This window comes from Acidovorax sp. Root70 (assembly GCF_001428225.1).
Lineage (GTDB): Bacteria > Pseudomonadota > Gammaproteobacteria > Burkholderiales > Burkholderiaceae_C > Acidovorax.
In genome coordinates this window covers 1-1,448 of sequence record NZ_LMHQ01000026.1, presented here as the reverse complement: position 1 = coordinate 1,448, position 1,448 = coordinate 1, and the positions used below count along the sequence as shown (strand labels likewise).

At 64.8% G+C, this 1,448-nt stretch carries 2 protein-coding genes; both read left to right on the top strand.

Features of this window, described 5'->3' with window-relative positions; genetic code table 11:
- Positions 1-279: hypothetical protein (locus ASD94_RS23785; RefSeq protein WP_200954233.1), on the top strand; the 279-nt coding region annotated here is incomplete at its 5' end.
- Between the two features lie 316 nt (positions 280-595).
- The coding region (locus ASD94_RS13240; protein WP_156391431.1) for a HAMP domain-containing protein at positions 596-1,448 on the top strand (853 nt) is incomplete at its 3' end.

Genomic DNA, 1,448 nt, shown 5'->3' with positions numbered 1-1,448 from the left:
GCGCAAGCGGTGTCGGTGTTTAACGTGGGGGCCGTGGCCACCCGGGCTCCTGCAGCAGCGCCCCGGGCTGCAGCACCGGCGCCCGCGCCTCGGCCCGCCGTGGCCAAGGCAACGGTCAGCGCGCCTCGCGTGGCGTCGGCCACCGCCCCGAAGGCCCCTGCGCCCGCCCCGGCGCGCCTGTCCGCGGCCAAGGCACCGGCTCCAACAGCCGCGCAGTCGGCAGCCCCTGCACCGAAGGCAGCAGCCAAGGGCGGGGACGACGATTGGGAAAGTTTCTGATCCCTGGCGGTCATGTGTCCCGAAGGCCGCTGGATTTAGCCCTGCCACGGCACTGATCGTGCGAAATAAGGGGTGATCCGGGTCAGGGCGTGCGCACACGCCAGCGCCGCCAGGCTGTGCGCTCCGGCCCTCGTTCATGTATTTTCATGCGCGAATTTTTGGCGTGTTTGCGATGCGGGTTTTCCCCGGTGGGGCGCAAATCCGCCAGTGCCTCTGGCTGGCGTAGGCTATGACCTGTCATTGATGTAATCGAATGTTTCTTGCGCGCTATGCGCAGAACATGGAAGCATCACCGGTCCACGAGGAAAAACAAACCATGCAATTTGACAATATCCGCGTCTCCCGCAAGCTGTGGAGCGCTTTTCTGGGGCTCATGATCGCCATGTTGCTTCTGTCTGCGTTTGCGCAGAACCGGGGCAACTCTTCAATGACGGCGGCCATGGACGCCGTGGTCGAGATCGAGGCCCGCATCTCGGCCGCCGTGCGCTGGCGGGGCGCCACCGAGACCGCCGTCACCATGGTGATCGGCGGAGCGGTCACTACCGATTCGGTGCTGGCCGAGCAGTACGGCGCCAAGGTCAAGGAGATCATTGGCAACATCAACAAGGTGCAGGAAGGCATCGTGGCAGGAGCCACCGCGCCCGAGGAAAAAGCCTCGCTCGACAAGGTGCTGGAGGCCCGCAAGGCCGTGCTGGCAGCCACTGCCAAGACCTGGGAGCTTAAGGGCGCGGGCGATGCCGTAGCCACCCAGCGTTATGCGGACAACGAATTTGCCCCCTTGGTCGCGAAATACCTCAAGGCGCAGGACGACTTTGTCGGCACGCTCGAAAAGCGCCGCGACGCGATCCGCGCCGACGCCACCCAGCGCCGCATCGACTACGCCATCACCGGCATCATCAGCTCCATGGTGTTGATGGCGGCCGGCCTGTTCCTGGCCTGGAAGCTGGTGCGCTCCATCACGCTGCCGCTGAACGAAGCGGTGGAAACCATCGATGCCATTGCGGCAGGTGATCTCACGCGCGAACTGCAATCCACCCGCAAGGACGAGTTTGGTCACATGCTGCGGTCGCTGTCGACGATGTCGGCGCAGCTGCGAGGTGTGGTGAGCGAGGTGCGCCAGGGGGTGGATTCGGTGTCGTCCGCATCCATCGAGATTGCCAACGGCAACC